Annotated in this window: 18 protein-coding genes and 3 pseudogenes; 18 read left to right on the top strand and 3 right to left on the bottom strand. The window is 33.9% G+C overall.

Features of this window, described 5'->3' with window-relative positions:
• Positions 1-12: 12 nt before the first annotated feature.
• The 16 genes and pseudogenes from CXM95_RS11720 to CXM95_RS11640 all read left to right on the top strand — a co-directional run bounded on the left by CXM95_RS11720 (position 13) and on the right by CXM95_RS11640 (position 17958).
• A complete protein-coding gene (locus tag CXM95_RS11720; protein WP_008378782.1) occupies positions 13-777 on the top strand; it encodes a tyrosine-protein phosphatase in 765 nt (254 codons plus the stop codon).
• Positions 778-789: 12 nt separating this feature from the next.
• The gene (locus CXM95_RS11715) at positions 790-2607 is read left to right on the top strand and encodes a polysaccharide biosynthesis protein (protein WP_101699212.1); all 1818 of its coding nucleotides are present in this window, start codon (positions 790-792) and stop codon (positions 2605-2607) included.
• A gap of 12 nt (positions 2608-2619) precedes the next feature.
• A complete protein-coding gene (locus CXM95_RS11710; RefSeq protein WP_324847109.1) occupies positions 2620-3234 on the top strand; it encodes a sugar transferase in 615 nt (204 codons plus the stop codon).
• Entirely contained in the window at positions 3231-4097 is an 867-nt protein-coding gene (locus CXM95_RS11705) for an NAD-dependent epimerase/dehydratase family protein (protein ID WP_101699210.1), read from the top strand. Before CXM95_RS11710 ends, CXM95_RS11705 begins: the two co-directional genes overlap by 4 nt.
• Positions 4094-5317, top strand: coding sequence for a glycosyltransferase family 4 protein (locus CXM95_RS11700; RefSeq protein ID WP_101699209.1), 1224 nt, complete (start codon positions 4094-4096; stop codon positions 5315-5317). The genes CXM95_RS11705 and CXM95_RS11700 overlap by 4 nt, the downstream gene beginning before the upstream one ends.
• Positions 5318-5319: 2 nt before the next feature.
• The gene (locus tag CXM95_RS11695; RefSeq protein WP_016613506.1) at positions 5320-6342 is read left to right on the top strand and encodes a polysaccharide biosynthesis protein; all 1023 of its coding nucleotides are present in this window, start codon (positions 5320-5322) and stop codon (positions 6340-6342) included.
• Positions 6339-7448: a capsular polysaccharide biosynthesis protein CapF gene (locus CXM95_RS11690; RefSeq protein ID WP_061054353.1), complete on the top strand. Its 1110-nt coding sequence runs from the start codon at positions 6339-6341 to the stop codon at positions 7446-7448. The genes CXM95_RS11695 and CXM95_RS11690 overlap by 4 nt, the downstream gene beginning before the upstream one ends.
• 2 nt (positions 7449-7450) lie before the next feature.
• Positions 7451-8575: a non-hydrolyzing UDP-N-acetylglucosamine 2-epimerase gene (gene wecB / locus CXM95_RS11685; protein WP_101699208.1), complete on the top strand. Its 1125-nt coding sequence runs from the start codon at positions 7451-7453 to the stop codon at positions 8573-8575.
• The gene (locus tag CXM95_RS11680; protein WP_101699207.1) at positions 8572-9750 is read left to right on the top strand and encodes a glycosyltransferase; all 1179 of its coding nucleotides are present in this window, start codon (positions 8572-8574) and stop codon (positions 9748-9750) included. The genes wecB and CXM95_RS11680 overlap by 4 nt, the downstream gene beginning before the upstream one ends.
• Positions 9751-9832: 82 nt before the next feature.
• The gene (locus CXM95_RS11675) at positions 9833-10954 is read left to right on the top strand and encodes a glycosyltransferase (RefSeq protein ID WP_101699206.1); all 1122 of its coding nucleotides are present in this window, start codon (positions 9833-9835) and stop codon (positions 10952-10954) included.
• Complete coding sequence (locus CXM95_RS11670; protein WP_101699205.1) at positions 10951-12183, top strand: O-antigen ligase family protein; 1233 nt, start codon at positions 10951-10953, stop codon at positions 12181-12183. The genes CXM95_RS11675 and CXM95_RS11670 overlap by 4 nt, the downstream gene beginning before the upstream one ends.
• Positions 12180-13054, top strand: a pseudogene (locus CXM95_RS19190) (glycosyltransferase family 8 protein). The gene CXM95_RS11670 and the pseudogene CXM95_RS19190 overlap by 4 nt, the downstream one beginning before the upstream one ends.
• Positions 13055-13137: 83 nt before the next feature.
• Complete coding sequence (locus tag CXM95_RS11655) at positions 13138-14205, top strand: polysaccharide pyruvyl transferase family protein (RefSeq protein WP_101699202.1); 1068 nt, start codon at positions 13138-13140, stop codon at positions 14203-14205.
• Positions 14206-14207: 2 nt separating this feature from the next.
• Positions 14208-15622, top strand: a pseudogene (locus CXM95_RS19010) (lipopolysaccharide biosynthesis protein).
• A gap of 64 nt (positions 15623-15686) precedes the next feature.
• Positions 15687-16781, top strand: coding sequence for an acyltransferase (locus CXM95_RS11645; RefSeq protein WP_101699201.1), 1095 nt, complete (start codon positions 15687-15689; stop codon positions 16779-16781).
• A gap of 10 nt (positions 16782-16791) precedes the next feature.
• Entirely contained in the window at positions 16792-17958 is a 1167-nt protein-coding gene (locus CXM95_RS11640) for a nucleotide sugar dehydrogenase (protein WP_101699200.1), read from the top strand.
• Between the two features lie 112 nt (positions 17959-18070).
• Here the strand turns inward: CXM95_RS11640 and CXM95_RS11635 are convergent, their stop codons facing one another.
• The gene (locus CXM95_RS11635; RefSeq protein ID WP_101699199.1) at positions 18071-18685 is read right to left on the bottom strand and encodes a helix-turn-helix domain-containing protein; all 615 of its coding nucleotides are present in this window, start codon (positions 18683-18685) and stop codon (positions 18071-18073) included.
• Positions 18686-19320: 635 nt separating this feature from the next.
• On the opposite strand from CXM95_RS11635, the gene CXM95_RS11630 reads away from it, so the two are divergent.
• A complete protein-coding gene (locus tag CXM95_RS11630) occupies positions 19321-22224 on the top strand; it encodes a MucBP domain-containing protein (protein ID WP_101699198.1) in 2904 nt (967 codons plus the stop codon).
• A gap of 81 nt (positions 22225-22305) precedes the next feature.
• Here CXM95_RS11630 and CXM95_RS11625 read toward each other — a convergent pair whose 3' ends face one another.
• A complete protein-coding gene (locus CXM95_RS11625; RefSeq protein WP_101699197.1) occupies positions 22306-22977 on the bottom strand; it encodes a CPBP family intramembrane glutamic endopeptidase in 672 nt (223 codons plus the stop codon).
• A 234-nt stretch (positions 22978-23211) separates the two neighbouring features.
• Here CXM95_RS11625 and CXM95_RS11620 point away from each other — a divergent pair, with 234 nt between their 5' ends.
• A complete protein-coding gene (locus CXM95_RS11620; protein ID WP_176256998.1) occupies positions 23212-24774 on the top strand; it encodes a polysaccharide deacetylase family protein in 1563 nt (520 codons plus the stop codon).
• Positions 24775-24844: 70 nt separating this feature from the next.
• Here the strand turns inward: CXM95_RS11620 and CXM95_RS11615 are convergent.
• Positions 24845-25728, bottom strand: a pseudogene (locus CXM95_RS11615) (Rgg family transcriptional regulator).
• Between the last annotated feature and the right edge of the window lie 9 nt (positions 25729-25737).

The raw sequence follows: 25737 nt of genomic DNA, 5'->3' as shown, positions 1-25737 counted from the left end.
GAGACGAGAGAAATGATTGATTTACATTGCCACATTTTACCAGGAATTGATGATGGTGCAGAAGACATCAATGCGAGCATTGCTATGGCTGAAAAAGCGATTAGCCAAGGAATTACGCATATCCTTTGTACCCCACATCATAACAATGGAAAATACCGCAATCCGAAGTCAGAGGTCATTTCTCTCGTTACCTCTTTACAAGAAGAATTAGACGCACGGAACCTGCCCTTGACAGTTCTTGAGGGGCAAGAGGTTAGGATAACAGGAGATTTAATTGAGGATATACAGAAAAATGACATCCTTTTTACAGATCTTGATGATACGTATATCTTGATAGAATTTCCTACGATTGAAGTGCCTACGTATACAGAACAAATATTCTTCGATTTACTACAGCTGGGAAAGATTCCAGTCATTGTCCACCCCGAGCGGAATGCTCATTTTAGAAAAGACCCTAACAATCTCATCCCTTTTTTGGATATGGGCTGTTTGGCACAGTTAACTGCGCCAAGTTATGTCGGCGTATTTGGAAAAGAAATCCAAAAAACAGCAAAAACAATGGTTGAACATAATCTTGTTCAGATGGTCGCTTCGGATGCCCATGGCGTTACAAAACGCACCTTTAATTTAAAAGAAGCTTATGAGCAAATTGAGCAAGATTTTGGCATGCTCAAAGTAACCTTGATGAAACAAGTAGCAAAAGATTTGATAAATGGGGATCAAATCAGTTTTCCAGCTTTTACAGAAGTGAAAAAAAAGAAATTCGGGTTATTTTAGGGGGCAACTGGGTTGTTTGAATTAACGAGAAGAAGAAAAATTGTAACTTTGATAGTTGTAGATAGTTTATTGATCATAGCAGCGAATATAGCAGCAGTTTATTTTATGAAACCCTTTGTGGCGATTCCAAAAGAATTTACATTGATGTCGGTGAGCCTTTCTGTCGGTTTCTACCTTTTTTATGGTTCCGTATTTCGTGTTTTTTCTCGGATCAATCGTTACACGAACTTGAAAGAAATGATCGCTATCTTCTTGGCTGTATCATGCAGCGCTTTTACTTGTAACGTGATCTTGTTTTTCGGTGATGAAACCTATAGCATGCGCTTAGTGATCTTTACGTACTTTCTTTCGCTCTTTTTGATCATTGCTAGTCGATTGATATGGCGGATCTATATAGAAAGAAAAAACATGAGAGGGGCATCCAATGAGGTTGTCAAAAATACCCTGATCGTCGGTGCAGGAGAAGGCGGCCGTATTCTTTACAATAGCTTCGTAGGTTCGAAAACGGCAAGTGACATTAATATTATCGGATTTGTCGATGATGATCCGAATAAACGAAACACTTATCTTTCTGGGAAAAAAGTCTTGGGTTGTATCAGTGATTTACCTGATTTGATTCAAAAGTATGAGATCAATATGGTTACGATCGCTATTCCATCCTTGTCACGGAAAAAATTGCGAAGTATTTTTAGCTTAATTGAACCTTTGCATGTCAAAGTCAACACGATGCCATCAATGGAAGAAATCGCCTCTGGAAAAATCAGCACATCACGTTTGAAGAAAATCGATGTCGTTGATTTGCTAGGCAGAGACGAAGTCAAATTGGATATCGACTCCATCAAAGATCAAATTACTGGAAAGACGATATTAGTGACTGGTGCTGGTGGATCGATCGGTTCCGAAATCTGTCGCCAAGTGATTCAATTCAATCCTAAAAAACTAGTTTTGCTAGGACATGGAGAAAACTCGATTTACTTAATTGACCGTGAGTTGAACATCAATTTTAAAGATAATATTACCGAAATCGTTCCTGTTATAGCCGATATACAAGATCGAGAAAAGATGTTTGAAATCATGAAGGAAGTCAAACCGGATATCGTTTATCATGCGGCAGCACATAAACACGTACCGTTGATGGAATACAATCCTAAAGAAGCAGTGAAAAACAATATTTACGGAACGAAAAATACCGCTGAAGCTGCCAAAGCTGCGAAAGTGAAAAACTTTGTAATGGTGTCTACGGATAAAGCCAATAATCCACCAAACGTCATGGGGGCAACAAAGCGCATCTCCGAGATGATTGTTACCGGCTTAAATGAAAAAGGGTGCACGAAATTTTCTGCTGTGCGTTTTGGCAATGTATTAGGTTCAAGAGGCAGTGTGATTCCAGTATTCCGTGAGCAAATAGCAAAAGGTGGACCGATCACAGTAACTGATTTTCGTATGACCCGCTATTTCATGACGATCCCAGAAGCTAGCCGCTTGGTTATTCAGTCAGGGGCACTTGCTCAAGGTGGCGAAATCTTCATTTTAGATATGGGCGAACCGGTGAAAATTGTTGATCTTGCGAAGAATATGATTCGTCTAAGTGGTTATAGCGAAGAAGAGATTGAGATTATTGAAACTGGGATTCGACCTGGGGAAAAATTATATGAAGAGCTTTTGCTGGATAAAGAACGAAATGATAAAGCAGTCTTTGAGAAAATTTTTGTTGGGAATATCAAAGGATATTCATTGGAAGAGGTACTTTGTTTTGTAGAAGCACTTCCTAAAGACAGTGCTACATTGGCTAATGAAATTGTGAAATTTGCAAATGCTTCAAACAAATAGGAGTGGGTTTTGTTGTATAAGGATGGAATGAAAAGAATTATTGATTTTCTATTATCGCTAATAGGGATAATTGTTTTATCACCAGTACTATTACTATTATGTCTAGCGATAAAAATCGATTCAAAGGGTCCCATTATTTTTAAACAAAAACGGGTTGGAAAGAATAAAACCCATTTTAATATTTATAAATTCAGAACAATGAAGATTGATACACCAAAAGAAATGCCAACACATCTTTTAGAAGATCCTGATTTTTATATCACCAAGGTCGGGAAATTTTTAAGAAAAACCAGTTTGGATGAGCTGCCTCAATTATTCAATATTATTAAAGGCGATATGGCTGTCATTGGGCCTCGTCCAGCGCTATGGAATCAATATGATTTGATTGAAGAACGTGATAAGTATGGGGCAAATAATGTTCGACCAGGATTGACTGGGTTGGCTCAAATTAGTGGTCGAGATGAGTTGGAAATTAAACAAAAAGCTCTTTTAGATGGGAAATATACTGAAAGCATTTCACCATCTATGGATCTGAAGTGTTTTCTTGGAACGATTGTTTCTGTTTTTAAAAGTGAGGGTGTTATAGAAGGCGGAACAAGTAGTATTAAGAAGGAGGATGGGCAATGAAGCGTATCCTCATCACAGGAGAAAATAGCTATATTGGTACATCATTTAAAACATGGATAGAGCAATATAAAGATTATTATCAAATTGAAACGATTAGTGTTAGGGAGAGTACTTGGAAAGATGTTGATTTTTCTGTATATGATGTTTTGATTCATCTTGCAGCTATTGTTCACGTCAAAGAAAAGAATGAAGAATTGTATTACAAAGTAAATCGTGATTTAGCTATTAAAGTAGCAGAAAAAGCAAAGAAAGAACATGTACAGCATTTTATTTTTTTTAGCACGATGTCTGTTTTCGGAGTAGAGAGCGGAGCTATTTCTGCAGAAACTAAAATAAATCCTACCACACCGTATGGTAAATCTAAGAGAGAAGCTGAGATACAGATCGAAAGGTTAGCAACTGATTCTTTCAATGTAGCGATAATCAGACCTCCTATGATTTACGGTCCGCAATGTGTTGGAAATTACCAAAGATTATCAAATGTGGCAAAAAAAACTATTGTATTTCCTAAAGTAAACAACAAGAGAAGTATGCTTTATATTGATAATCTCCATTGCTTTGTCAAAGTAATTATAGATAATCAGTTAAATGGAACGTTCCATCCACAGAACAAAGTGCTCGTCAACACGTCTTTAATGGTAAATGAGATCGCAAAATTTCATAGAAGAAACATATATTTAATAAAAGGGTTCGATACCCTTATTTCTAAACTTTCGGAGCATAGCAACTTACTTCAAAAAGTTTTTGGCACGCTCTTCTATGATTCAACCCTGGAGGGTTATCCAGAATCGATTTTTAATAATGTGAAATTTGATTATCAAATCAGAGACTTTAAGGCTAGTATTGAGGAGAGTGAAAAGTGAAAAGAGATATACTATTTATGTGCCAATTCTTTTATCCAGAGTATGTTTCTTCGGCACTCTTACCTTATCAGACTGCTCAAGGATTAAGTAAAGCAGGTCTAACAGTCGATGTCCTATGTGGTTATCCTCGAGAATATACACAAAAAAATGAAAAAATACCAGTTAACGAAAAAATCGACGATATGACGGTTTATCGAAAAAAATATATCCAACTTGGCAGAAAGAATTTTTTAAGTAGACTAATAAATTACTTTTCATTTACATTCACAATATTATTGAATGTACGGATGTGTAGAAATTACAAAACAATCATTGTCTATTCAAACCCACCTATTTTGCCTGTAATATCCATTATTGCAAAAAAACTTTATGGATGTAAAATTGTTTTTGTTGCATATGATCTTTATCCTGAAATTGCTGAAAGAACAGATACGATTAGGAAGAATAGTTTTATTTCTAGATTTATGCGAAAAATAAATGAACGATTATATCCGGAAACATCAAATATTGTGGCTTTGTCAAATGACATGAAATCGTATATTAAAAAAAATAGGAACATTGATCCAGAAAGAATAATAGTAATACCAAATTGGGCAACAGAAGAAAAATCATTGAATAAACTAGTGACACCGGAGTTCATAGAGATAAGTAATAAGTATCCACTCATAGTTTCTTATTTTGGTAATATGGGAACGGCACAGGATATGGATACCATTTTGAAGACAATTTCTGATGAACGTATTGCTAAAGAAAAAATCGCCTTTTTATTTGCTGGTCACGGCAATAAGAAAAAAGAAATATCAGAAGTCATCGCAGAAAAAAGTCTAAAGAATTGCTTTATGTTTGATTATTTAAGTGGGAATGAATTTAATGATGCTTTAAGCATTACTTCTATATTTATTGTTTCACTTGAAGATGGTCTCTCTGGATTAGCAGTTCCTAGTAAAACATACAGTTATTATCAAGCCGAAAAACCAGTAATTGCGATCATGGATACGAACACTGACATTGCTCGTGAATTATTATTAAATAACGCAGGGATCGCAGTGGATAATGGAGACTCGGAAGAATTAATAAGTAGTTTATTGACTTTAAATAATGATAAAACAACACTTCGCTCTATGAGTAAGAATATGTCAACCAAAGTTTCCAAAAACTATTGTAGAAATATTCAAATTCAAAAATACATTAAATTATTCAAAAGAATATTGGAGGAATAAAAGTGTTTAATAATAAAGTGTTATTAATAACAGGTGGTACAGGTTCATTTGGTAATGCAGTAATGAAAAGATTTTTAGACTCCGATATAAAAGAAATCCGTATCTTCTCTCGAGATGAAAAGAAACAAGATGATATGAGAAAGAAATACAACAATGACAAATTGAAATTTTATATTGGGGATGTACGCGATATAAATAGTGTTAAAAATGCAATGTACGGAGTAGATTACATATTTCATGCGGCTGCTTTAAAACAAGTTCCTTCATGTGAATTCTTTCCGATGGAAGCTGTTAAAACAAATGTCATGGGTACGGATAATGTTGTGACAGCTGCTGTTGAGATGGGGGTAAAAAAAGTTATTTGTCTTTCAACAGATAAAGCAGCTTATCCAATCAACGCAATGGGGATTTCAAAGGCAATGATGGAGAAGGTTTTTGTAGCAAAAGCAAAAACTGTGGCAGATGAAAATACAATGATTTGCGGAACTCGTTATGGTAATGTCATGGCATCCAGAGGTTCTGTGATTCCATTATTTATTGAGCAAATAAAAGCAGGAAAACCGTTAACTGTTACGGACCCGGGCATGACTAGATTCTTGATGAGTTTAGAAGAAGCAGTTGAATTAGTTGTTTTTGCATTTCAAAATGCAAAAGCAGGAGACATCATGGTTCAAAAATCGCCTGCGTCAACGGTAGGTGATCTAGCACAAGCAGTGAAAGAACTTTTTAAAGTTGAAAATGAGATTCAAATTATAGGCACCCGTCATGGTGAGAAAAGATATGAAACGCTTCTTACAAAAGAAGAATATCTCGTTGCGAAAGATATGGGCGGCTTCTATCGTGTACCAGCCGATACTAGAGATCTTAATTACGAGAAATATTTTAGCGAAGGCAGTACCGAATTGACACACGAAGGCGAATACAATTCTGATAATACGGAACGACTATCTGTAGAACAAATCAAGGAAAAATTATTAGCATTAGATTATGTTCAAGAAGAGTTGAAAGAGTGGAAAAATCGATGAATATTTTAGTTACAGGAGCCAATGGATTTGTAGGTAAAAATTTAATTGCAGAGCTTCGAAACGAAGGTTATGAAAATGTTTTTGAATATGATATAGATACTCCTCCACATTTATTAGATGAATATTGCTTAAAAGCAGATTTTGTTTTCCATTTAGCGGGCGTGAATCGACCCAAGGAAGAAGAAGAGTTTATGGAAGGGAATTTCGGTTTCACCTCAGTTCTTCTAGATAAACTAAAGGAATACAACAATACATGTCCAGTAATGATATCATCCTCTATTCAAGCTGCTCTTAACAATGCTTATGGTCGCAGTAAGAAAGCTGGAGAAGATCTCTTACGAAAATATCAAAGTGAAACTGGAGCGAAAGTCTACATTTATCGATTCTCTAATTTGTATGGAAAATGGTCGAAACCAAATTATAATACGGTAGTAGCGACTTTTTGTTATAAAGTGGCTCGAGGTGAAGAAATAACCGTCAATGATAAAAATGCAGAAATTGAACTTTGCTATATTGATGATGTTATTAAGGAATTGCTGCATTGCCTTCAAGCAAAACCATTTATTGTCGATGACTTTTGTTCAGTAAGAGAAACGGATACAGTAACTGTGGGCGCTTTGAGAGATATAATTCTTTCTTTTAAAGAAAGTAGAAGAAATCTATCTGTACCTCAATTAAATCGTAGAATAGAAAAAAATCTGTATAGTACATTTCTTAGCTTTTTACCAGAGGATGAGTTTTCATATCCTTTAAAGATGAATATCGATGATCGCGGATCATTCACCGAATTTTTGAGGACTGAAGATCGCGGACAAGTCTCAATTAATATTTCAAAGCCGGGGATTGTTAAAGGAAATCACTGGCATCATACCAAAAATGAGAAATTTCTGGTAGTAAGTGGAAAAGGCGTTATCCGCTTTAGAAAGATTGGTTCTGAAGAAATTATCGAGTATTTTGTTTCTGGTGAGAAATTAGAAGTAGTCGATATACCTGTTGGTTATACTCATAATATTGAGAACCTAGGTAATACTGACATGGTCACTGTTATGTGGGTAAACGAAACGTTTGACCCTGAAAATCCTGATACTTATTACGTGGAGGTCTAGCATTGAAAAAATTAAAAGTTATGACAGTCGTTGGGACTCGTCCAGAAATCATTCGCTTATCTGCAGTTATTAATCGTTTAGAGAGTTCTGAAGCGATTGACCATGTACTTGTACATACTGGGCAAAACTATGATTATGAACTAAATGAAGTTTTCTTTGAAGACTTTAAATTAAAGAAGCCAGATTATTTTTTGAATGCAGCAACAGGTACAGCCATTGAAACCGTTGGGAATATACTGATCAAAATAGATCCAATTCTTGAAGAAGTAAAACCAGATGCATTTTTGGTCTTGGGAGATACCAACAGTTGTTTATGTGCCATTGCCGCGAAGCGAAGACACATTCCTATTTTTCATATGGAAGCTGGAAATCGCTGTTTTGATCAAAGAGTACCAGAAGAAACAAATCGAAAAATTGTTGACCATACAGCTGATATTAATTTAACGTATAGTGATATCGCCAGAGAATATTTATTGAGAGAAGGGCTTCCAGCGGATCGAATCATTAAAACCGGTAGTCCCATGTTTGAAGTGTTGAATTCTAGAAAAAAAGATATTGAGCACTCACCTATTTTGGAAAAACTAAGCCTTAAGCAAAATGAGTACTTTTTAGTATCGGCACATAGGGAAGAAAATATCAGTTCAAAAGAAAATTTTCATGATCTAGTGGATTCACTAAACTCAATTGCTGAAGAGTATCAATATCCAATCATTATTAGTACCCATCCACGGACAATGAAAATGATAGAAGCAGAGGGAGTTCAATTCCATAAATTGATTCAAACTATGAAACCTATGGGTTTTAATGATTATAATAAACTTCAAATGAACGCTAAAGCTGTTTTAAGTGATAGTGGTACGATTAGTGAAGAAGCATCGATCCTCGGGTTTAAAGCTTTAAATATCCGTCAGGCCCATGAAAGACCAGAAGCTATGGAAGAAGCTAGTGTAATGATGGTGGGGTTAAAAAAAGAGCGAATTTTAGAGGGATTGACAGTTTTAAATAAACAAACTAATTATACCTTACAATCAGTAGTTGACTACTCTATGCCAAATGTTTCAGAAAAAATTTTAAGAATAATAATTTCTTATACTGATTATGTTAATAGGAATGTGTGGCACAAATGAAAGTACTTTTTATTAACTCAGTTTGCGGTACTGGAAGTACTGGAAGAATTTGTACAGACTTATATGACGAGCTTACTAATGCTGGTCATGATTGTTCTATAGCATATGGAAGAGGATTCGCGAATCAAACTTACAAAACATATAGAATTGGTGGAAAAATAGATGTGTTATCGCACGTGATCAAGTCAAGATTATTTGATAGTCATGGTTTTTACTCTAAAAGAGCAACTTTAGATTTCATTAATTATATTGAAAGGATAAAACCGGACATAATACACATGCACAACCTTCACGGGTATTATCTAAATGTAAAGATACTTTTTGAATATTTGAAAAAATTTACTGGTAAAATTATATGGACTCTACATGATTGTTGGACATTTTCTGGACATTCTGCATTCATAGACTATAACGAAAACAATCGATTGGTCGACAAACTTTATGGTTTTAAAGGAAGTAGAGAATATCCTAAAGCACTTTTTAATAATTCTAGAAGAAATCTAAAATTAAAAGAAGAAATTTTTTCAAGTATTGACGAACAAAAACTACTATTGATAACTCCTTCTAATTGGTTAAAAGAAATGGTAAGTAATACTTTTCTAAATAAATATAATGTTAAAAGAATCTATAATGGAATTGATATGAATACTTTTAATAAAACATATTCAACAAAATCTAATGAAAGCAGATATGTTTTAGGATGTGCTAACATTTGGGATAAGAGAAAAGGATTAGATGATATTTACTGTTTAGCTAGGAGACTAAAAGAAGAGAATTTTATTATTGTCGGAAAGGTAAAAAGAAAGTTGGAATATAATAATATAACATACATTGATAAAACAGATTCCGTAACTAAACTGGTTGAGTTATATAGTAATGCAAATGTTTTTATTAATCCGACTTATCAAGACAATTTTCCTACAACCAATATTGAAGCCTTAGCTTGTGGAACACCTGTAATTACTTATAATACAGGAGGTAGTGCAGAGGCACTATCTAAAAATGTTGGGAAAGTTGTTGATAAAGGGAATATAGACGATTTAGAATCAGCTATAATGAACGTCAAAAAAAATCCTTCCATATCATCGAAATGTAGTGAAAGAGGAAAACAGTTTAGTAAAGAAAAAATGTTTGAACAATATCTTTATATTTACAATTTAGATTATAAAAATTGAATTGTTACTATCTAATTAACTACATTAATTCGAACTACAATAAATAGAATTATACTGTTAAACATGTTTAAAGGAGTTTTATATGAAAATTGTTCACATACAACAATTCTTCAATGATGGATTTGGTTATCAAGAGAACTTATTGCCAGAATACCAAAAAGATCTTGGGAATGAAGTGATATTAATTACGTCTACAAGAAGTGATGGATTTAATGGAGAATCCAGAATAAAAGATGAAGGAATATATATCGAAAATAATTTTTTGGTCAGAAGAATAAAAATAATTTCGGAATTTCCTAGGCGTTTTGTCATTTTCAAGAATTTATATAAGGAATTAGAAGACGAAAAGCCAGATTATATTTTTCATCATTCAGTAACGTCACCCTCTATTTTCGTAGTTGCAAAATACAAGAAAAATAATCCGAATGTATTGATTTCAATGGATAATCATGCAGATTTACAAATATCAGGTAGAAATATTCTATGGAAAGTCTTCTATTATAATTTTTTTTGGAAGATATCTCTAAAATGTATAAATAAATATGTGGACGTTTTCTTCGGAGTTACACCTGATAGATGTTTATTTTTAAAGAATGAACTTGGAATACCGAGTGAAAAAGTAAAACTCTTACCTATTGGAACAGACATTAAAAGAATTGTTTTGTCTGGTAAATCAGATGAATATAACGATATGATACCTGCAGATAAAAAAATAATTGTCCATGGTGGTAAAATGAGTTTACGCAAAAATACAGATCACTTGATTAACGCTTTTAATAAACTAAATACTGATGACTACCATCTAATATTGTTTGGAAGTATTGAGGATGAGTATTTAACAAAATTGATAGAAAAAAGTCCTGGAGTTACATTTTTAGGCTGGTTAAATAGGCAACAAACACTGAGTTTATTAAAAGATTCATATTTGGGAGTATGGAACTGTCAACATACGACACTTATCGAAGATGCAATTGGATGTGAGCTTCCATTGCTAATTAAGAGGTATGGAAGTACGAGTCATCTGATTTCGAGAGAGGATATTTATTTAGAGGAGGACACTGAGAAGGAAATCACAGACAAACTTCAAATAGTTTTAAGTGACAAATATATCAGAGAACTTAAAAATAGAACTAAAGAAGTTAAAAAGAGTATTTCCTATTATAATATAGCAAAAAAAAGTATTGATTTTGTAGTGAGTAGGTGAGGAAAATTTATTTATTTTTAGTAGGGTACTTATTTTTTGATGAAATATGCTCTTTATTTTTTACCATACTTAATATCGATATAGATCCAACAAGTGATATAAGTTTATATGTTTATCTTAAAATATTCTATGGATTAATTTCGGTTATATATTGTTTAACAAAAATTATTATTGAAAGAAAAACAACGAGTTTTTTTATTGTAATTTTTATGCTGACAATGCTCTTAATAATATTACTCTTTATTACAAGTATGAGGTACAGCAATACACCTATTTCCCGAAGTACATTAATTACGTTAGGTTATTTGATACCTTTTTTCATTTTATGTGGAGTGATAATACCAAAAATTGACTTAGAGAAAATCAGCATAAGGATACCTTATATAATTCTTTCTCTATTTGTTTCAGGTATGATAGGAATTGTGATTCCAAATATCCAAGGGGAAACTGTTAATTCACTAAATGGTTTCACGTATCAAAATACTTCTTATTTCTTTTCAATGGGATTTTTGCTAACACTTATTCATCTGCTTAAAAATAGTCAACGAGAAAGGATAAGAATTAGGACGTATTTCTATACATTCTTGTTAATATTCTTTTTAGTTCTCTCATTTATTGGTGGAGGAAAAGGTGCTTTAGTAACAAATATTTTTGCGTTTTCTTTATATTCTTTTTACAGTAAGATAACTCTCAAAAGATTTCTTTATATTATCTTTTGTTGTGTAATAGGGTATCTAGTGATTTTAAATATTAGTAATAAAAATATTGAATTGTATTCAGGAATTGAAAGAGCTCTTTCATTCTTAAGTTTAGATATGCAAACGTTGTGGGATAATTCAAGTGGTAGAGAAAGTATTTATAATATTACAATTGGACTGATTTCGCAAAAACCTATTTTAGGATGGGGGATCGGATCATCAAATTTTACTATATTAAGAAGTTATCCACATAATCTTTTTCTTGAAATTTTATTAGACGGTGGTATAGTATACTTTCTGATTTTTTTAGCAGCAATTAGTTCTACTTTGAGCACTTTATATAGAAAAGCTAAAAATGATTTGTGTTATATATTTATACTATCTTGCTTTTTATTTGATTTTTTGAGCTTGCAATTTAGTGGGAGCTACTTATTTGGTAATTATTTCTTTTGGTTTGGTTTACTATTAAATATATATATTCTTTTTTTTGGAAATAAGATTAGAAGTTATGAAGAGGTTAGTCACATATGAATAATATAAACATTGCAACTATAGCAGATAAAAATTATCTTCCCTATTTGAAAGTTACGTTGAGTAGTCTAACAGAGAATACAGGTTCATATCTAACTGTTTATTGTATATTATCAGAAAGTGTGGATATATCATTTTATTCTTTTTTAGAGCAAATCAAATGCACTTATAGTAATTTTGATTATAAGATAATTGATTATCACAATAGAAAAATTGAATTCTCATCTAAAAACCATGTCTCACCTACAGCGTACTTGAAGATAAATTTACCGTCAATCTTATCGTTTTTAGATACTGTAATATATTTAGATAGTGACTTATTAATAAGAAGTGACATCAAAAAATTATGGAATCTTTTTGATGATACTGCACTAATTCAAGCGGTTTGGAACCCAGGATATAACTATGATAATTTTAGTTTTGATCAAGATCTGGATTATCAAACATTTAATTCAGGAGTCATGATTTTAAACTTAAAAAAATGCGGGAAGATGATAGCGAAGAAAAACTAAAACGGTTTTTACATGAAAAAAATTCCCTTACATCATTAAATGATCAAGCTGCTTTTAATGCGGTATTTCAGGAATGGGGTCGATTGCCAGAAACTTGGAACGCACAATATTGTTTTTTTTATAAAAAAAATAAAAACCTTATTAAATGCCAAAAAAAAAGAAATGAAGTTTTAAATAATCCTAAAATCCTACATTTTACCAGTAATTCTAAACCATGGTTATATAGGAATTGTCATCCATTTAAAAAAGAATATATGAGTGCCTTAAAAAAAGTAGAAGATGGTTACGTATATCCTGATAAAAGCTTTAAATCTTTTTTACAAAGGACTATTGAGTTAAAAAAAAACAAGCTGTGGTAGCCAGTTCAATATTTATGATATAATCTTTGTTTTTTTAGGTTATACAATTAAACAAGTATGCTTTAAGGAAGTGAGAAGCTTAAATGAAAGAGATTTTTTTAAATGGAGCGGCATTTACTGATAATTTTGGTGATATTTTATTTTTTCAAGTTTTTTCAAAAGTTGTAAATGATTTAGGCTATACACCATCCATGTACTCCGAGAATGAAAAAGTAAGAGCACAATTATCTAATGTATCATTCTATTCAAATAAGTTAGATGCTATCAAAAATGCAGATAAGATTGCGTATGTAGGAGGTGGATATTTTGGAGAACAACCTAATCCTAAGTGGACTTATAGATTTAGGTGGGGTCTTCAAAATATTAGAAGAATACAAGTTTTTGGTATTTTAGCTATTTGGTATAAAAAACCTGTAGGAATTTTTGGAGCGGGTGCAGGGAATATTTCTAATCCACTAACCAGAATGGTTATAGATAAAATAGTTAACAAAGCTGAAATTGTTATCGTTAGAGATTATGAATCAAAGGAAGCGTTGAAGAGAAAGAAAAGTGAAGCAAAACATATTATAGAGTCAGTAGACACTATATTGGCTATCGATACCATCTTAAATGATGTCCATGTAGCCTGCGAGAAGAATATCTTGCTACATTTATCTGATTCTCCTGAAAATGATGAAAACTCGAAAGTTTTATGGGAGGACGTGTCAGACTTTTTAAAAGAAAATCGAAATTTTAGATGTACAATTATAACTGATCATTTCAGTGGTGGTCAAAAATGTAGCTATGACTATTTTTCCAATATGTCAAAAACGAATTCTCAAGTATCTGTTTTCAAATATACTGATACTATTAGTTTAATTAATTTGATTGCAAAATCGGAATATGTTATTACTAACAAGCTACATGTAGGAGTAGTAGGTCTTTCTTATAATAAGAAAGTAATTTCAATACCCAATCATCCTAAAGTCGTAAATCTTTTTAAGCAACTAGGTATTGAAGAAAGATTAATTAGAAAAGAAAATTTAAATAAAGGAAAATTATTATCAGTTATGTATAAAATACAGAGCGAAGAATTGGCAATTGATAACAAAGTTAAAGAACGCGCGTTGTTTAATGTAGACAGTTTTAAAGAATTTATTTCAAAGAGGTAAGCATGAAAAAAGTATTCTCAAATTTTTTGTATCAAGCTTCTTATCAAGTATTATTGATAATATTGCCAGTTGTAACCATACCAATAGTTTCTACAGCACTAGGAAAAGAAGGAATAGGAACATACAATTTTATTTCCTCTATTGTAAATTATTTTGTTTTAGTAGCTGGATTAGGTTTAGCTAATTATGGCGTAAGAGAAATTGCTATCGTACGTGATAATAGAAAAAAATTATCTGAAAAATTTTGGGAGTTACAGCTATTTAACCTCTTCTTTTCTCTATCCTCGTTGATTTTATTTCTCTTTTTTGCAGTCAGCCGAGAAGAGGAGAGGTTGTATTTAGTACAATCAATGGTAGTTTTAGCCACTGTTTTTGATATTTCTTGGTTTTTCAGCGGAATTGAGAATTTTAAAAAAATAACAATTCGTAATTTTATTATTAAAATAATTACGTTTTTATTAATTTTTTCTTAATTAAAACTGAACAAGACTTATTAAAATATTTTATTATACAAGGTGGAGGTACTTTATTAGGTTCATTGAGTTTATGGATTAATCTAACTGATTACGTTGATTTTACAAAAATAAAAATAAAGAATATATTTTTACATTTCGTTCCTGCGGTCACATATTTTATTGCTAAAATAGCAATTTCTTTATATCAAAACTTGACAAAGACTATATTGGGCTTAGTTGTAAGTATAGGAGCATTAGGGCTTTATGCTAATGCTATGTCATTAATAACTATGACTGGTTCTATAATTAATGCAATGAACACAGTGATGATACCAAGGATGAGTAAGATAGCCAATAGTGGTGGAAAAGAAGATATAATACCTATTCTTGTGAAAGTTATACATTTACAAATTTATATTACAATTGCTATGTCATTTGGTATCGCAGGTATTTCTGGAACTCTAGTTCCGTGGTTTTTTGGACCAGATTTTAAAGAACTAATTTTGATATTACCTGTTTTATCTCCAGTCCTCATATTTCAATCACTTCAAATGTCAATTGCTACTCAGTACTTAATTCCATTTGGAAAAATGAAAGAGTATAATTTATCTGTAATTTTAGGAGCGCTTGTTTCAGTCTTAACAACATTGTTACTCTCACTAAAAATAGGTGTTTTTGGCGCTGTAGTTGGAATTAGTTTTGGATATATGACTATTTGCGTAATTCGAAGTTATAAATTAATAAAATCTACTACTTTTAGATATAATTGGATTGAGCTGGGGAAATATTTAATTTCTGGAATTGTTATGATGTCGAGTGTTTACTTACTAGGTTTAAATTTAACACCAACTATAGGAACAACTTTCATACAAATTTTAGTAGGCGGGATAATTTATATGGGAATATCATTAGCCTTGAAAGCAAATCCTTTATATATGCTAGTTTTTAGAAAGAGGAGATGAAAAAAGTCCGTCTTGATGTTTTTTATGAATCGGATCAAAGATATTAAAAGGAGTAAAATAACCTATGAAAAGAAATAATTCAATAGAGTTAATCAGAATTATTGCAATGCTGGGTGTAGTATTAACTCACCTAATAACTATCGGGGGGGTACTATTTAATACAGACTTTTTTTCATTAAATTATTTTTTAGTAGAATTTATTCAAGTTTGGACAAGAATAGGTGTACCACTTTTTATAATAATTACAGGTTACTTAATGTATAATAAGAAGTGGAAAATTGAAAGATTAATTGATATTTTTTGCCAAGTATTTTTTTGGGCACTTTTGTTTCTAGTAGTTATTTTAATTGTGTCACCTCAGATGCTGAGTTTAGATAACCTTATTGATAATTTTTTTCCTTACTTTAGGGGTTATTATTGGTATATAATAGCCTATACTGGATTATTTGCTTTGTCACCTGTTGTTAATATAGCTTTATCAACATTAGATAAAAATATAAGGAAAGAATATTTAATTTTTCCTTTTTTTCTTTTTTCAATTATCCCAACATTTTTTAATACAGATTTATTTTATCTGAACGAGGGACGTTCTACTCTGTACTTGATATTAATGTATTCTCTAGGAAACTACTTAAAAAGAACTAATTCTATTGAAAGATTTTCTAAAAAATTTTTTTTATATTTCTTCCTCACCAATATAGCACTGGCATATTTAGGAAATTTGACTATTGCATATTGTGCAGCTATTTTCCTTAATAAACAATTTTTTTTCACTACTCAATTTTTTTACGCCTATACCTCTCCTTTTATTATTGCAGCGAGTGTCTCTTTATTTGCATTTATTATGAAATTGAAGATTGAAGATTCAAAATTACTTTATTTTTTATCTTCAAATTCATTTGCAGTTTACTTAATTCATGCAAATCCACTAATTTTGAATTTGCTAATAAGGAACAATTTCATCTCATTGAGTAATAAAAATTTCTTTATATGCTTATTTTCTTTAATGTTGTTTAGTTCAATTATATATTTAATTGCTGCGTCTTTGAATTTTATCAGAAATCTTTTATTTAATAAACATTTCTCTAGCTGCTCGTTGTTTATTAAATTACAGTTATTTAAATTTTTAAATTTTGTGTTTAGTATAAAAATTAGATAGGAGCTATATAATGAAATTTTCAGTTTTCGGTTTAGGTTATGTTGGATTGGCTAATGCTTTATTGTTATCTCAAAATGATCAAGTTAAGGCGTTTGATATTTTGACGGAAAAAATTCAGAAATTACAGCAAAATATTTCTCCAATTGATGATGAAGAAATTCACAATTTCTTAGAACGAGATGATTTGAGCATTGATTTCACAAATGATTTCGAAGAAGCGGTAAAATTTGGTGATTATTTAATAATTGCTACGCCAACGGATTATGATGAAATCAAAAACTATTTTAATACGTCAACTGTTGAAGATGTAATTGAAAGAGCTCTTATCATACGTCCTGATGCCGTATTTATCATAAAATCAACTATACCAGTTGGTTATACACAAGAAATTAAAAATAGATTTAAGACTGAAAACATTATCTTTTCACCTGAATTTTTAAGGGAAGGAAAAGCATTATATGATAATTTATATCCTTCGAGAATTATTATAGGAGAAATTTCGAAACGAGCAAAAGAAATTGCTGACATATTTGAAAAAAATGCATTAAAAGAAAATATTTCTGTTTTACTCACTCACTCTACTGAAGCAGAGGCAATAAAACTTTTTTCAAATACGTATCTTGCCCTAAGAGTAGCGTATTTCAATGAGTTGGACACTTATGCAGAGTCACGTGGTTTAGATAGTAGACAAATAATCGAGGGTGTAGGATTAGATCCACGTATAGGCTCACATTATAATAATCCTTCCTTTGGTTATGGTGGTTATTGCTTACCGAAGGATACAAAGCAGTTAAGAGCAAATTATGAAGATGTCCCTAGTAATATTATTGGTGCTATTGTAGAAGCGAATACCACCCGAAAGGATTTTATTGCTGATCAAATTATTGCAAAAAAACCTAAAGTGGTTGGTATCTATCGTCTGACTATGAAGGCAAACTCAGATAACTTCAGATACTCTTCCATCCAGGGAATTATGAAACGTATTAAAGCAAAAGGTATAGAAGTTGTTGTATATGAACCAACTTTAGATGCAGCTGAATTTTATCATTCAAGAGTAATAAAAGATTTTGATGAATTTAAAGATTTGTCTGATGTAATAGTTACCAATCGTTTTGAAGAAATTTTGAAGGATGTTGAGAATAAGGTATATACAAGAGATATCTTTGGAGACAACTAACTTCGTTTTGTTGAATAGAATTATTATTCTTAAATCCTAATGCAGTTGAGAACAATCAAATCAATTATTGTTCTCAACTGCATTCTTAATTTTAAATTTGAGATTGGAGTCCTTACATCTCAAACTTCCGCCAATCAAACAAATAAATCACCCCAATTGCTTTAAACATCAAATAGACAAAATGACCATAATTATGGCCGATCAGATGTAACGCATCAGCGGAAGCTCCTTTATTCGACCAAAGAGTAAAACCTAATATAATGGCTAAGATCAGCAGACCTTTTCCTAATGCAAAGACAATTGTTTTTGCAGGAAGGGGTCTTTTTTTTGTGAGGAAAAAACCGGATAAAAGGACAAAGTTAACTAGTAACAAAAAATGTGCAGCAGCTGTCCATAGGGTCATTGTTCCTGTAGGTGTTAAGAAGTCGGTGAAAACGCAAGCGACGACTGCAGTCAAATTGAGCAAGTATAGAAGAAGGCGGAAGGTTGGTTTCTTCTCCTCACTCATTCTTTCTGGTTCGTCTGCTAATTGTTCTGGTTTTAGCAGTGCCTCTAAATCGATTTTATAGAGATCACTTAATTTGATCAATGTATCGATGTCTGGGGTACTTCGATTGTTTTCCCAATTTGAGATCGTTTGTCTGGTAACAAATAATTTCTCGGAAACTTCTTGTTGGGTGAGTCCTAATTTCAAGCGACTCTCTTTTATTTTTTCAGCTATAGTCATTTCAATGCTCCTTCTGACATATCCTATCATAAAGCGGTTCAAAGAAACAATTGTAAAGCTCGATTTAACGAAGAAATGCACAAGTGTATTTCTTCGTTTTCAAAAAATGAAAATAAAATGAGTTTAGCTTAGAATTTCGCATTGGATATTCACGGCAACTCGATTATTTTTAGTGTTTTTTTCTTTTAAATAATACCTAATTCTATTGTTCTGAGCTGGAAACTTGAAAAAATATCTCTTTTGAAAATTAGGAGGTATTTTTATATGAGTCATTCAAAAAAGAAAGCAAATCTTAGGTGAAAATAGTGTCCTGTTTTAGGAAAACGGAAATCGTTGATAAAACAAGGATGCAAAGAAGCTTTGCGCTGATTTGCACTGGATTTGCTTGAAGGGAAGGGTACTTGAATTATAAAATTCTGAAGAGGTGATGTAGTGCAATGATAAATGAATCAGGTATACACAAGATAAAGGGCATTTCATGAGTCCGCATAAAAATTTCAGCTAGGAGTGGAGAATACGATAAATAAAAAAATGTTTTTAAATTAAAATTTAATAAATTATAATGATTTTCAGGCGTGAAAAAAGCTTGAATAAAAAAGTCTAAATTTTGAAAAAGAAGGTTAAGGTGAAAGTTTGTGAAAAAGAAATTTAAACATATTATGTCTTTAATAATCCTATTAAGTGCTGCGGTGGTAACACCAGCATTTCAGGTAATGGCGGAAAGCGAAGGTTTTTCAGATTCCCAACAGTTGGAGCAAGACGAAAAGATAGCTACACCATCTAATGATACAAATGATTTAACGGAAGCAGATAATGCTGCGATGACAACAATGACCTCATCGAGTGTGGATGCTAAAAACGAGCAATCGCAAGTCAACAGTGATAATGAAAAAAATATTTCTGAATCAGATATTAAAGAAGATTCTGCTGTAAGCACTGTAGATAAGGTTCCCTCATCTGTTAATGCTTCAGCTGCAAGAGCTGTCAATGGGCAACTGACGGTTCAAGTGTTAGATGGTAATTCAAACCAACCGATCCAAGGAGCTTATTTCACATTGACCTCCTCGACATCTGGTGAAGTGACATTGTTAGTCACGGACAGTTCAGGAAAGGTTACAATTCAACTTCCTTCAGGTGGCTATTTTATTAAGCAAGTTGGTACCACGAATCAAAGACAAAACTATGCATTCACGTCGGTTGGAAATTCCATCACCTTGCAGCCTGGGGAAACGAAAACACTTGAACTCTACGAGCGTTTAATTACGGGTGAATATGCTTTTGGAAACAGTCCCGATACGATTCATATTCCTGTAAACAGTACGTTTGATTTCTCAACCAAAGCATTAGGCATTGAGGCGTTTAAACTAAATTTTAGCGGCAATATAGAAAAAAGTATTTCTGACTCGCAAATCTATCCTTACTACACCAATGTTGACCCAAGCAACCCAGGTTCCTATGTAGCAATTTTTATGGCTCGACAAGCCTCCTATAGCGTGAATACCACACATGTGGTCAATGTCATTGTCGATCCGGAGCAAATTGGAGAGGTAAATGTCCGATACCTTGATGGTCAAGGGCAAGAAATCCATGAGATGCAGACCTTGACCGGTACGATTGGTGAACCATATGATGTTAGCAACGAAGAATATAAGTTAACAATTGATGGCTACACGTTAGATGAAACTAAGTTACCAGAAAACAGTAAAGGTATCTTGGGAGAAACAGCACAGACGGTCACCTATGTGTATACAAAAAATCCCGTACCAGCAGCGGATGTAACGGTCGAGTACGTAAATACAGAAGGTAAAGAAGTTCATCCTTCTCAAACGATCAGTGGAAATGTAGGGGACCCATACGATGCTAGCACAGAACAATATCAATTAAAAATCGAAGGCTACACTTTAGACGAAACTAAACTACCAGAAAATGGTATCGGTGTATTTGGCGAAACGGTGCAAACAGTCACTTATGTCTACACAAAAAATGCTGTACCAGCTGCGGATATCACGGTCGAATATATAGATACCGAAGGCAACGAAATCCACGCTTCTCAGACGATTAGCGGTAATGTGGGCAATCCATACGATGCCAGTACAGAGAACTATCAATTAACGATCGACGGCTATACACTGGATGAAAGACAACTGCCAGAAAATACCACAGGAGTATTTAGTGAAACCGTACAAACAGTCACTTATGTGTATACAAAAAATGCTGTACCAGCTGCGGATGTAACAATTAAGTATGTGGATACAGAAGGCAAAGAAATACACGCTAGCCAAACGATTTGCGGTAATGTAGGTGAATCATACGATGCCAACGTAGAACAATATCAATTAAAAATCGAAGGCTACACTTTAGACGAAACTAAGCTACCAGAAAATGGTATCGGTGTATTCAGCGAAACGGCCCAAACTGTTACCTACATTTACATAAAAAATCCGATACCAGCAGCGGATATAACAGTAAAATACGTTGATACAGAGGGCAATGAAATTCATGACTCCCAAACCATTAGCGGAAGTATAGGTGATTCATACGATGCCAGCACACATCAATATAAAGTAACGATCGAAGGCTATACTCTAGATGAAACCCAGTTGCCAGAAAATAGTAAAGGTATTTTTAGCGAAACAGCGGAAACAGTTGCGTACATCTACATAAAAAATCCGGTACCAGCAGCTGATGTAACAGTGGAGTACGTGGATACAGAAGGTAAAGAAATTCACTCCTCTCAAACGATCAGTGGAAATGTAGGCGACCCATACGATGCTAGTACAGAAAAATATCAACTAATAATCGACGGATACACCTTAGATCAAAGTCAATTACCAGAAAACAATAAGGGTGTGTTTGGAGAAACGGCACAAACAGTCACCTATATCTACACGAAAAATCCGGTACCAGCAGCTGATGTAACAGTGGAGTACGTGGATACAGAAGGCAAAGAAGTTCATCCTTCACAAAGGATCAGTGGAAACGTAGGCGAATCTTACGATGCTAGTACAGAAAAATATCAACTAACAATCGAAGGCTACACCTTAGAGCAAAGTCAATTACCAGAAAACAATAAGGGCGTGTTTGGAGAAACAGCACAAACAGTCACCTACATCTACACAAAAAATTCTGTACCCGCAGCGGATATAACAGTGGAGTATATGGACACAGAAGGCAAAGAAATTCACCCTCCACAAAGGATCAGTGGAAACGTAGGCGACTCTTATGATGCCAGCACAGAAAAATATCAACTAACAATCGACGGCTACATATTAGACGGAAGTCAGCTGCCGCAAAATGCCAAAGGCACATTCGGTAAGCAGGAGGCAACTGTGACGTATGTTTATACAAAAGAAAACGTAGCAACCGTCGTTATTTCTGATAAAAAAGAAAAAGCACCAACAGCAACTGTTGTTTCAAAAAAAAGCAATTCTGCGCAAAGATTGCCGCAAACCGATGAGCAGGGGACGTTGTTCCCATTTGTAGTTGGTTTGTGCTTCGTCGCCACAGCAAGCTGGCTTTATTTCAGAAAGCAAAAATAGCGATCAAGTAAGTCATTGGGGAAAGGCGTTACTGACTATCAAAAAAAGACAGCTACGATTCAGCTGTCTTTTTTTGATTATTTAACGAAAGAATGAAATAAAACCGAGTCCATCATAAAGAAAATGGCAGATCCAGCTGACCCAAACACTATTGGATTTTTTCCAGACGTAGTTGAGTGCCAATCTTGCGGGCATCAAGGTGATCAATAATTGTGCTGGATGAAAACCGTACGCTGGGATATGCCACAAAGCGAACAGCACACTGCAAATGATGGAAGACCAGAGGAAAGAGAATCCTTTTTTCTGTAAAGCTAACAAGAGATTGGTACTAAGCAACTCTTCTCCCATCAACATGAAGGGTACTTGTAAAAAGACCATTTGGACAGTGATGGTTTCGCCGATCGAGTTAGTTGTTGGTTGTCCAAAAATAGCGGCATAAATAAAGGAAAAGAACACGCCAGTCAAAATGACGAAAGGCACACCCCATAATAAAACGATGAAACGAAAATGTTTGAATTGTTCCAAAAAGGTCCTTCGTAAGAGAAAGTACCCTACACCAAATGCCAAAATCACATTCCATACAGTACCAATGATGGATAAAACGGAATCGCTTAGGGGTGTATAGGGAAGCATTTGATAGGTTAAACCGATGACTAATGTAAGAATAAATAAATACGTTGCTGACTTGTGTTTCATTTTGAACACATCCTTTAAAGTAATTACCACACGCTGAATTATAAACAGAAAAAACATCAAAGTACAAAAAGATATCTCTCATTATTTTTAAACGAAAATAAAACGGAGTGAATACGATATCATGGCTGATAGGCTTGCTTTTATTAGTATCAGAATAAAAGATTTCTTAGAACAATTCTCAAAAATGGTGAACAAAAAGAGAAGTTTATAAGAATCTCTGTAACACTGTTGAAATATTATTACGCTTATGTTACATTTTGTTTACGTTATTATGTTTTAGGGAGAATGTTTATGAAGAAATCAAGTAATTATTCAAATAATTCACAACATAAAGAAGCGATGTCTGAAAAACAAGCACCTTTTTCAAGGGTCGAATCACATCAAAAGCAAACAACGGGAACGGCAAGACGCACGCAAATCAACGATCGTCAAGTTTCTAAAAAGAAGCCAACCCATCGTAAGTATCTCTTTTCATTGATGACGCTTCTGACAATTGTCATTATCGCCACTGGCGGCTATATCGCCTTTACGTTGAAGCAGCAAGAAGCCTTGGCACGGGAAAAATATGAGGCTGCTGCTGAAAAGTTATTGGCATCGATCCAAGAAGAACAAGTTAAAGAGGGAATCCCAGCAAAACTCGAAACATTGTCTAATGGGGACAAGAAAGAATTGATTTTCCGACCAAAAGAAGAAAGTACGATTCCTGTCAAAGATGCAAGCAAGAAATTGTCGACCATGGCGAACAAATTATGCAAAAAACACACCGACAAAGAGACAGTCACTGTTGCTCGGATTGAAGCACAAGCTGTCGCATCGAAAGTGTCAACCTATTCTTTAAAAGCGGACAGCTATGTTTGGAACCGGGAAACTGGTCGCTTTGAAGATGCGGATAGCGTGGTTGCCGATCCAATTTTTATTTCCGAGAAAACCGGCAATGAATTATCCTTGAAAGACTTGGTTCCAGATGAAGGCAGCTTGTTAGGGATCCAGCAAGTCATTCAGCAAAAGATTTTAGACCAAGCCAAGGAACCTGATAAAGTCATTGATGCGGTCTTGGCGATGGATCGAATCACCTATGAGTCGAAATTTACGTATGATCCTGAAAAATTAACGATCCAGTTGCCCCAAAATCAAACTGGCGTATCTGAGATCACGTTGGCGTACAAAGAGATTGCACCGTTTATTGATCCGGAACTTGTTAATGCGGATCAATTGAAAGAGCAACAATCGACATTGGACCAAAACAAAAAATATGTTGCACTGACTTTCGATGATGGCCCTAACGACACAACCACATTAGATCTTTTGAAGATTTTAAAGGACAACGATGTCAAAGCAACGTTTTTTGAATTAGGACAAATGGTGGATCGATATCCTGAAGTATCGAAAAAAGTCCATGAGGAAGGGCATGAAATTGCCAGTCACTCCTATTCACATCCGCAATTAAATACGTTGTCGCCGGAGGATGTCAAAGCTGAAATAACTAAGACCGACAAAGCAATCTATCAGGCAACAGGAGTCTTACCTAAGAATTTGCGCCCGCCGTATGGGGCGATCGATCAACAGAGCGCCCAAGCGGCAGGAAAATCGATCATTCAATGGAGTGTTGATACCGAGGATTGGAAGCTAAAAGATCCGAACAAAATTTTGAAGGTCGTACAAAATAATGTCTACGATGGTTCAATAATTCTGCTCCATGATATTCATCCGAAATCCGTTCAAGCCGTACCTGGTATTATTCAAACGCTGAAAGCGCAAGGCTATGAATTTGTGACGGTGGATCAATTGCTCAATGGCAACCAAAAACCAATGTATCAATACTTTGGAGCGACAGACGAACGTAGTGTTAGCTAATAGCTGAAAAAGGAAGTGATGGCAATCATCACTTCCTTTTTTATTAACGAACGCTGCAGTTGCCGCTTTATCACTCGGAGGAGGCAAATGCTCGGAGATAATCTTCATCCAATAGCAAAGCAAAATCATCGGCAAGGGCTTCTTGATCCAGTTCTCGCATAATATCCAACATCTTTTGCGTGATCGTTTCACCAGCTTTTTGATCGCCGGTTCTTATGAGCAACACGCCTTGGAAAAACTTGCAGACGGTTTGGTGGAAAAATTCTTTGTAGTCTGTCGCTAAAAGTTTCAATTGGACAACGAGAACTTCCGTCGCATCGTACTGCTGGTGTTTTAGCGTATATTCAATCAAATTGATCAGCAAGGCGCAGTAGATTTCACGACCTTTTTCCATATCGATGTAGTACTCGAGCATCTTGGATACTTTTTGAAAAAGAGGAAATTATGGTCGTTGTCCAGAAGATCGATGGTGTTGCCAAATAGTTGGATTTCTTGTAACGTCCAGCTCTCAACATCAATGAGGTAAGAAGTGATCGTTTGGCGATCGCATTCTAAAACAGCACTTTGTCGATAGACCCCATGTTTTGCCAAGCATTGTAGCATGCGAATTCGCGAGCGAACCTCTGCAATACGGATATTGTTCAGTCTACTAGTGGTTTGTTGTAGTTCCTGTAACAGCTTTTGTAAATTTGGCAGATCGTGTTTGTTTGAATATTGATTATACCGATGATTATAGCTGTTTTGCTCATCCAGGCGATAGCCATTCGCGATATAGAGAAATTCATCGATATCCATTGAGAGATTTTCTAAAATTTGCAACAGCAAGTTGGCAGCAATTTGATGCTTGCCTTTTTCGAACTCGATGGCATAAGACTTTGAAATAATCGTGCCATAGACTTCTTTTTGGGTGAAGCCTTTTTTCAATCGGATTTGTCTGATCGTTTCGCCATACATAAGAAAGCC

This window comes from Enterococcus sp. CR-Ec1, from assembly GCF_002850555.1.
GTDB classification, from domain to species: Bacteria; Bacillota; Bacilli; order Lactobacillales; family Enterococcaceae; genus Enterococcus_D; species Enterococcus_D entomosocium.
Note: the sequence above shows the minus strand (reverse complement) of the source record. Positions and strands in the feature narration are given on the sequence as shown.

Bases quoted from the DNA above. Each gene is read 5' to 3' on its own strand.
- CXM95_RS11720 (WP_008378782.1), top strand. From the start codon at position 13: ATGATTGATTTACATTGCCACATTTTACCAGGAATTGATGATGGTGCA.
- CXM95_RS11705 (WP_101699210.1), top strand. From the start codon at position 3,231: ATGAAGCGTATCCTCATCACAGGAGAAAATAGCTATATTGGTACATCA.
- CXM95_RS11690 (WP_061054353.1), top strand. From the start codon at position 6,339: ATGAATATTTTAGTTACAGGAGCCAATGGATTTGTAGGTAAAAATTTA.
- CXM95_RS11680 (WP_101699207.1), top strand. From the start codon at position 8,572: ATGAAAGTACTTTTTATTAACTCAGTTTGCGGTACTGGAAGTACTGGA.
- CXM95_RS11675 (WP_101699206.1), top strand. From the start codon at position 9,833: ATGAAAATTGTTCACATACAACAATTCTTCAATGATGGATTTGGTTAT.
- CXM95_RS11655 (WP_101699202.1), top strand. From the start codon at position 13,138: ATGAAAGAGATTTTTTTAAATGGAGCGGCATTTACTGATAATTTTGGT.
- CXM95_RS11645 (WP_101699201.1), top strand. From the start codon at position 15,687: ATGAAAAGAAATAATTCAATAGAGTTAATCAGAATTATTGCAATGCTG.
- CXM95_RS11640 (WP_101699200.1), top strand. From the start codon at position 16,792: ATGAAATTTTCAGTTTTCGGTTTAGGTTATGTTGGATTGGCTAATGCT.
- CXM95_RS11635 (WP_101699199.1), bottom strand. From the start codon at position 18,685: ATGACTATAGCTGAAAAAATAAAAGAGAGTCGCTTGAAATTAGGACTC.
- CXM95_RS11625 (WP_101699197.1), bottom strand. From the start codon at position 22,977: ATGTTTTTTCTGTTTATAATTCAGCGTGTGGTAATTACTTTAAAGGAT.
- CXM95_RS11620 (WP_176256998.1), top strand. From the start codon at position 23,212: ATGAAGAAATCAAGTAATTATTCAAATAATTCACAACATAAAGAAGCG.